Annotated in this window: 7 protein-coding genes and 2 pseudogenes; 3 read left to right on the plus strand and 6 right to left on the minus strand. The window is 68.7% G+C overall.

Annotated features, from left to right (window positions below):
• Positions 1–1,215, minus strand: a 1,215-nt coding sequence (locus QOZ89_RS46365) for an IS4 family transposase (protein WP_312630335.1), incomplete at its 3' end; no start/stop codon positions are given.
• Positions 1,216–1,346: 131 nt separating this feature from the next.
• Here QOZ89_RS46365 and QOZ89_RS46370 point away from each other — a divergent pair.
• Both QOZ89_RS46370 and QOZ89_RS46375 read left to right on the plus strand, forming a co-directional pair.
• Positions 1,347–1,889, plus strand: a pseudogene (locus QOZ89_RS46370) (class I adenylate-forming enzyme family protein); the annotation flags it as partial.
• A gap of 100 nt (positions 1,890–1,989) precedes the next feature.
• A pseudogene (locus QOZ89_RS46375) lies at positions 1,990–2,172 on the plus strand (IS4 family transposase); the annotation flags it as partial.
• A 219-nt stretch (positions 2,173–2,391) separates the two neighbouring features.
• On the opposite strand, the gene QOZ89_RS46380 reads toward QOZ89_RS46375, so the two are convergent.
• Both QOZ89_RS46380 and QOZ89_RS46385 read right to left on the minus strand, forming a co-directional pair.
• Positions 2,392–2,829, minus strand: a complete 438-nt coding sequence (locus QOZ89_RS46380; RefSeq protein ID WP_071050069.1) for a VOC family protein — start codon at positions 2,827–2,829, stop codon at positions 2,392–2,394.
• A 763-nt stretch (positions 2,830–3,592) separates the two neighbouring features.
• On the minus strand, positions 3,593–4,735 hold the full coding sequence (locus tag QOZ89_RS46385; protein WP_071050070.1) for an aromatic ring-hydroxylating oxygenase subunit alpha: 1,143 nt from the start codon (positions 4,733–4,735) through the stop codon (positions 3,593–3,595).
• A gap of 77 nt (positions 4,736–4,812) precedes the next feature.
• On the opposite strand from QOZ89_RS46385, the gene QOZ89_RS46390 reads away from it, so the two are divergent.
• Positions 4,813–5,646 carry a MerR family transcriptional regulator gene (locus tag QOZ89_RS46390; protein ID WP_083418966.1) on the plus strand — a complete coding sequence of 278 codons (834 nt, stop codon included), beginning with the start codon at positions 4,813–4,815 and terminating at the stop codon, positions 5,644–5,646.
• A gap of 224 nt (positions 5,647–5,870) precedes the next feature.
• Here QOZ89_RS46390 and QOZ89_RS46395 read toward each other — a convergent pair whose 3' ends face one another.
• The 3 genes from QOZ89_RS46395 to QOZ89_RS46405 form a co-directional block, all read right to left on the minus strand.
• Positions 5,871–6,320 (minus strand): Zn-ribbon domain-containing OB-fold protein, encoded by a 450-nt coding sequence (locus QOZ89_RS46395; protein WP_312630336.1) that lies wholly within the window; start codon positions 6,318–6,320, stop codon positions 5,871–5,873.
• The gene (locus QOZ89_RS46400) at positions 6,320–7,513 is read right to left on the minus strand and encodes a thiolase C-terminal domain-containing protein (protein WP_071047586.1); all 1,194 of its coding nucleotides are present in this window, start codon (positions 7,511–7,513) and stop codon (positions 6,320–6,322) included. The genes QOZ89_RS46395 and QOZ89_RS46400 overlap by 1 nt, the downstream gene beginning before the upstream one ends.
• Positions 7,510–7,758: amidohydrolase family protein (locus QOZ89_RS46405; RefSeq protein ID WP_312626150.1), on the minus strand; the 249-nt coding region annotated here is incomplete at its 5' end. The genes QOZ89_RS46400 and QOZ89_RS46405, both read right to left, overlap by 4 nt.

The following is a 7,758-nucleotide window of genomic DNA, read 5'->3' on the forward strand; positions in this document are numbered from 1 at the left end:
AATGTCCGCCGTCCCGGTGGCGGAACGGCGGACGAGGCGCAGGGTTCGGGCGAAGCCGACCCGGTCGGGGTCGATGTCGGCTGCCTCGGCTGCGTGGGCGATCAGGGCGGTGAGCGCGTACTGGACGGTCAGCCAGGCCCACATCTCCTGGATGGCCAGGTCCGGCAGCCGGGAGCGCAGGATCCTGCCGGGGCCGCGGAGATGGGTCTTGAGCTGGTCGTTCGCGGTCTCCTCCTCCCAGCGCTCGTTGTAGCCGGCGGCGAGTTCGTCGGCCCGGGCGTCACGTGGGTCGAGGATGGAGGTGAGCAGGACGACCAGTTCTCCGGTGCCGTTGCCGGCCCGGTCGGGGATGTCGTACTCGACGACCCGGGCCAGGTGCGCCTCGTCCGGGTCGAGTTCGGCGCCGGCCCTCGCGGCGTCGAGCAGCGCGGCCCGCCGCCGGCTGCCCGTGATCTCCGGGTTGATCAGCACGGTCAGGAACGTGCCGTCAGCCAGGACGTCGACGACCGGCAGGTTCAGCCCGGTCGGGGCCCGCCAGATCAGGTCGCCGCCGGTGCCGGCCGCCAGTCCCCAGTTGTCGAACGAGTAGAACCCCCGGTCGGCGGTCAGCACCTCGTCCCGCCGAAGCCGCATGAGCACCCCGCGGGCCAGCGTCCTCTCCCCGGCCGCCCAGCCACCGACCTCGGCGGCCCGGAACGCGTGCGTGCCGCACTCCGCCAACGCGACGACCCGGATCTTCGGAAAGGCCGACCGTTTCTCGCCCGAGCCGGCATAGTCGAACTCGGCGGCGTTGTCCTCGGTGTCGGGCACGTCGACCTCGAACCCGTCGACCGCGAGCAGCAGCCGGCCCCGCAGCCACGCCCCCCGCGTCGAGGGCGTCGCGACCTGGCCGGCGACCCGCTCGAACACCTCGGCCATCACCGCCCGGCCCAGCCGTTTACGCGCCTGGGTGATCCCGCTCGCACTCGGCGGCGCCCACGCCGCGTCCCAGCAGCCGAACCGGTCCAGCGACCCGGTGACCTTCGCCGCGACCTCGGCGTAGTCGTCGTCCGGGAACAGGCACATTCCCAGCGTCAGATACGACGTCACATGCGGCGGGAGCTTCCCGCCCTTCCGCCGCTCGCCGACCCCACAGACCTCGACCGCCTCATCCACCGCGTCACGCGGGACCGCCGTCACCAGCACCCCGACCGACACCTGGTCCGGGGACATCATCGAAGCCACGAACCGTGACCAAACCACCCACCAGCACAGATGCCACGCCGCCACGCCGTACCAACCCGCCGGCCAGCAACAGCGGAAGATCAGCCATCCAAGATCGACTTAAGCTTCACGGCATTGACCCTGGAAGTGTCGGAAGAGGGTTCCGAGGCACAGAGATCCGCATCCTCGACGAGAACCAGAACCCTGTGCCGGCGGGCGAGCAGGGCGACGTCTACCTACGCTGGCAGGGAACCGGCGGATACGACTACCTCGGCGGCGCGCCCCTGCTGCCCGAGACGTTGGACGGCTTTGGAACCGCCGGGGACATCGGCCACCTGGACGCCGATGGATATCTCTACCTGGCGGACCGCCGGGTAGACATGATCGTCACCGGTGGGGCGAACGTCTTCCCGGCCGAGGTGGAGGCCGCCCTCTCCGAGCACCCGGACGTCGCCGACGCTGTTGTCATCGGCCTCGCCGATCCTCACTGGGGACGCCGGGTACACGCGATCGTCGTGCCGAGGCCACGGACCGCGAGCCTGTCCGAAGCGGGCGTCATCTCCTTCCTCAAGGGTCGGCTGGCACCGTACAAGGTTCCCAAGACGGTCGAGTTCGTCGCGGAGCTGCCCCGTACGGCCGCGACGAAAATCAGCCGCTCCGCTCTCGTGGAAGAACGAGAAGGATGAGACGTTCTCGACTGAGCGACCTGATTCTCCGCAAGATTCCCTGGACGTTCGAACCAATGCCGCTTGATTAGGTGACCGGCCATGTCGTCAATCCTGACACTCCAAACGTCCCGATCTCGTCGAACAGAAGATCTGGGCGCTCCTGCTCACCCACTACGCCATACGCACCCTCATGACCGAAGCCGCCGACGAAGCCGACGTCGACCCCGACCAGCTGTCCTTCATGCGAACGCTCCGCATCATCCGCCACCAGGTCACCGACCAGGCGGATTTTTCCCCCTGACCGCCTCGGGATCATCGGCAAACACCGTCAGCTTCGTCGCGCCACCTTCGAACGATACATCGTCGCTACCGTCCGGAAAGCGCAGGAACGCATCGTCGATCCCGAGACCAGGAGGGGACTCGCGTGGACGTCGGCCCTCTTCGAACGGGTCCGGCGCGGTCCGGCGGCGGCGCCGGTCCCTGTTCGAAAAGGGCTCCTGCATGCCGGCCGGTCAGCTCGTCACAGCGCTGCCGGCCGGGAGAGGAGTTCGACCATGATCCCGTCCGGGTCCACGACGGTCGCGGCGGGGCCGCCCGGCGTCGGCATCGTGCGCGGTTCACCGCCGAAGCCGAGCGCGGCCAGGCGGTGAAGCGTCTGCTCGACGGGCACGACGAACGACAGCAGGAAGGCTCCCCGGTGCGGGAGGCCAGCGGCGGCGCTGCCGCCCGGCAGATCTCCGGTGCCGAGCTCGAACAGTTCCACCCGGCCCGCCTCCTCGTTGTTCCGGTCACCCAGGAACACTGTCCGGGGCTTCTTGGTCTGCGCACCCAGAAACTGCTCGAGATCCATGTCCATCGTGACGTCGAACAGAACCTCCAGCCCAATGCCGTCCCGGTAGAACCGAAGCGAGGCTTCCAGATCCGCGGGGCAGATCGCAACATGGTCGATGAATGGCATCCTCAGCCCTCGATTTCGCTGGTCTGGTCACCCAGACGGTGACCCTGCCGGATTCCCCGACCTCGATCATGATCGTCACGAACGGATCACTGGCCTGCGGACCCGACCGTCAGGCACAGCCCGCTCCGGCATGTCGTCAAACCCTACGAACGACACGGTCCGTATACTGTCCAGAACGGCCGTACGGTCCATGCCCCTCCTCTCATGACCAGGGATTCCTACCTACGATATTTGCCAGGACAGGGCTCGCGCACAAGTCGCCGGAGCCCCTGAATTCGCTGGAGCCTTGAATGCAACGTCGAGGACACCGGGGTCACGGTGGAGCCCAGGTCGGGGGGATGGGCCGGCAGTACCTGGCGACCGGACCCGGCCCAGGCGGCGCCGGCCGCTGGACCCGCGTGCGGCGCGTCCATCAACGCTCGACGCGAACGCCAATCGATGTACCCAGGTTCTTTACACTCATGTAAAAAGTGTAGCGTTCGGTGGCATGCCTGGTCGAGCGGTAAAGGCGCGAGGCCGAAGTTGTGCAGATCTTCGAGGGCGCCGGCCGGATCAAGCGCCTCGTCATTGGCCGCCGCCTCGCCTGGGTCTGAGTGAACGCGTCCTCTTGTACGGTCTTTCTGCGTGGGTGTGACCTGACCACGCCAGGGAAGGGTGTCCTGCGGACCCGGGGGCAGGGATCTCCTCCCGCGGACGACGAAGAGGCGCGAAACGGTGGTCGACGCGTACCAGCACTGCTTGGACGTGACCCACCGGTGCGCGTCTACCGGGGTGTGACGGCCTCCCGGATCGCGTACTCCCAGGAAACATGGCGGTGCTGCAGGCAGGGCTCGTTCCGGCCGAACCGGAGCACCGGCTGCGTACCGCTTGCCAGGTTGCGCTGCACCTGCTCGGCGAGCGTGTAGTCCTCGTCCCGCACTGTCGCGTGCGCGTACTCGAAGATCTCCTCGAAAGCCAGGCGCTGCGCCTCGTCGGACACGTCGACCGGGGTGGCGTTCTGATGGAACGTCACCGAACGGCCCGGCTCGGAGCTCGGGTAGATGCGGAACAGCTCCCCGTTGTTGACCGTCGTCGAGATCACCACGCCTGGGTGCAGGTGGTAGATGACGACGGCGTGCGAGAGCGGGTTCCACTCCTGCTCGGGCCGGTCGATCAGTTCCGTGATCGTCCGCATCGGGAACACCAGCCGGGAGTGTGGCCCATAGGTGTCGAACGCCGCGACGCCCGAGAGCGCCACCGAGGCGAACGTCTCCCGGTGAACGGTGGCGAAATGGTAGTTCTCGGCGAAGGTGTCGACGGCCAGCTTCCAGTCGATGTCGGCGTTGAGAACCCGCTCGCCCATGGGCGTCCACGCGCCGACACCCCACGAGGCGAGTTCGTCCGACAACCCGGCGAGGTGAGCCTCGATGTCCAGCTCGGCGTCCGGGTCGAGCGCGACCCACAGGAAGCCGGCGTGTTCGGTCGCGGGCAGTCGGGTGAGGCGGGTCGGTTGGTCAGGGAAGCCCTCGGGCATCGGCATGTGACGCAGCCGGCCGACTGTGTCGTACGTCCACGCGTGGTAGGGACAGGCGAACCGGCGCGCGACCCCGCAGCCGCTCGCGACCGGGGCCTGCCGGTGGGCGCACACGTTGTGGAACGCGGCGACCGAGCCGTCCTCCTGCCGGGTCAGCACCAGCGGCGTGCCCATGACCGTCTTGGTCACGAAGGCTCCCGGCTCGGCGAGCTCCCCGGCATACCCGGCGATCTGCGGGGTGCGCCGGAACAGCTCGCGGTCGGCGGCCAGCCGGTCGGGGTCGAAGTAGGCGGAGGCATTCTGCTCGGCCACGCCTGGAGCGAGGTCCGCAGTCCGGTCGGCAGCCAGCTTGAGCACACGTCGGGTGAGGTCAACGAGAGTCGTGTGGTCCATGACCGGGAGCCTGGACGTTGCGATGGTCGTAAGGTCAAGCGCCGTGAGCGCAGACGACGAAGCGAACCCGAGACGACGTGGCCGGTGACCGCGGGTTGTTGATCGGCGAGGTGGCGGCGCTGACGGGCATCTCGGCGGGCCGTATCCGCCACTACGAACGGATCGGCCTGATCCGCCTCCAGCATCGCGACAGCGGGTACCGGACCTTTTCCGACGCCGACCTGCTGCTGCTTTTGCGGATAGACCTCCTGCGCAGCCTGGGTCTCGGGCTCGACAGCATCCGGGCTGCTCTGGACGAGCTCGGCGACGTGCTCGAGCAGCACCGCGCCGTGCTGCTCGCCGAGCGGGACCGGCTCGATCGCTTACTCACGGCGGTGGACGCCGCGATCGACGGCGGCGGAGTCGAGTCCCTGGCCCTGAACCACCGTTCGAGCACTGGGCTCGTCGGGCGGGCGGCTCGGCCGATGGACGCGGAGGCGCAGGCGACGTTCGCCCGGGTGTTCGCCGGCACGCGGGTGCCGGTGCCGGCGATCTTCGGGCAGATGGTGATCCCGGAGCCGGTGGTTCGGCTGACCGAAGACATCGCCGGGGCCGAGGGCGTCGATGAGTTGATAGACCGACTGGCTGCGCTGGTCCGCGAGATCCTGGCCGGCCGCGCCGTCGCCGCACACTGGGTGGACCAGCAGCTCCGGGACCCGCTCCCGGAACCGGTGGCGTCCATTGTCCGCCGCGGTGCGGCGCTGGCGGACAGCCCGGTGCTGCGGCACGGCATCCCCGCCTGGGCGGCGGCGATCTCGCCGGAAGCAGGACACTTCGTCGATGAGGTCGGGCGCCTCGGCGCGCGGCGGGACGCGGTCGTCCTCGGCGTGATCGTTGTCCCGCGCCGGCCGGGTCACGCGCCGTTCAGGTAGGCGTCGGCTCCGTGGACTCCGCTATCGGATTCCACCGCTGGTGGAAAGCCTGGTCCACCACGCCCCCACCCGCTGAACCCCAAGCCCTGACCACCACGATCATCGCAGGCCACGGCCTGCACCTCTACCAACCACCCTGATCCAACAAACCACCGGTATGGGTTCGAGTCCTATCGCGGGAGCTTGACCAGGGGAAGTAGGAAGCGGTCGTACTCGGAGGATTTTCACTCGTGGCGACCGACCCTCATGCTCGGCTGGGTGATGGCACCGACCGGTCGCCACTGCGGCACGACCACGCCCACGGCGTCGTCGAACCAGACCCGCATGCGCTGCCCCGGAACGAGGGCGGGAGCACCGGGAAGGTGGCCGACGAACCGGACGGACGGGACGTCCAGGAGCTCGACGAGGACCACCGTGTAGGGCACCGGGTACAACGGGTGGACCTGGTGCTCGACGACCGTCCACGAGTAGAGGGTTCCGAAACCCGCCACCGGCTGCCAACGGCCGTCCCAGCTTCCACAGGTGTGGCAGTAGGCGCGCGGCAGGTGAAGAACGGCACCGCAGCCCGCGCACACCCGGATGACCAGTTCCTCGCGCCGGGCCGCTTCGAAGAATCCCCCGGTGTCGGGATCGTCGTCGACCGGGACGAGGTGGGTGCGTCGGATCCGGTCCATCAGGCCGCTCGCAGCATCAGCGCGCTGCCCGGCGGCAGCGGGGTCGAGGTCACCAGGCACACCTCGGCGCCCGGGACCTGGGAGGTCGACTCCCCACGGATCTGGCGGACCCCCTCGAGGATGTGGTTCATGCCGTGGATGTAGCCCTCGGACAGGTGACCGCCGCCGGTGTTGATCGGAATGCTGCCCCCGAGATCGATCTCGCCTCCGGCCACGAACGGCCCGCCCTCGCCCTTCTTGCAGAAGCCCCAGTCCTCGATCTGAAGCAGGACGGTGATCGTGAAGCAGTCGTAGATCTGGGCGACGTCCACGTCCTGCGGGCCGAGGCCCGCCCGTCGGTACAACGTGCGAGCGACCGAACTCGCCGGCAGCTCGGTGATCGACTTCCGCATCAGGGTCGGGAACTGGATTCCGGGCTGCGGATCGGGCACGCTGCCCTGAGCGACCGCCCGGATCAGGACCGGAGGCTTTCGACAGTCCCGGGCGCGGGCGGCGCTGGTCACCACCACGGCGCAGGCCCCGTCGGTCTCGAGACAGAAGTCGAACAGCCCGAGTGGCCGGGCGATCGGGCGGGCCGACAGGTACTGCTCCATGGTGAGGGTGCGAGCGTGCATCTGGGCCGCCGGGTTCGCGTTCGCCCTGGCCCGACAGGTGAGCGCGATGTGGCCCATCTCCTCCTTCTTCGTGCCGTACTCGATCATGTGACGCTGGGCCATGAGGGCGAAAATCTGCCCGGGAGTGAGCAGCCCGTACGGAGCGAAGAACTCGTCGTAGCTGCCCCATCCACCCACCCTGGCGTCGGCCGCCGCGGACAGCCCGAACCGGCGCCCCGACCGTCCCCTGAGTTCCCGGAAGACGAGGACCGTCGTCGCCTGGCCCGAGAGGATGGCGCCCACCGCCTGCCCGACCATGGCGCACGGCGCCACTCCCCCCGGCCCCACCTGGGCCCAGTAGGTGAGTTCGCGTATCCCGAGCGAGTCGGCCAGGTCGTTGTGCAGGACGCTGTCCATGTCGCAACGGACGATGCCGTCGATGTCCCCCGGCGTCAGACCGGCATCCTCGATGGCGGCCAGCGCGGCCTGGGTCGCCAGGGTCAGGTCGCTGCGACCGGCGTCACGCGAGTAGTCGGTGGCGCCGATCCCGACGATCGCGCAACGGTCTCGGTGCTGGAACTCCTCGTTCGTCGCCGTCATCGGACGCGGTAGAGGCGCGCGGCGTTGTCGTGCAGGATCTTGCGCAGTGTCGCCTCGGGCAGGTCTCCGAAGGAATGGTCCAGGAACTCGTTCGGAGCGACCGCCGTGCTGGCCGGCCCCGGAGACATGCTTGTCGGATGCGGGAAGTCGGTCTCGTAGAGGATGTTGTCCGGGCCGAGCCGCTCGATGGCGTAGCGCGCGTTCTCGGCCTCGAACCAGAAGCAGCCGTAGATCTGCCGGCGGAA

This window comes from Pseudofrankia coriaricola (assembly GCF_032027725.1).
Classification (GTDB): Bacteria; Actinomycetota; Actinomycetes; order Frankiales; family Frankiaceae; genus Pseudofrankia.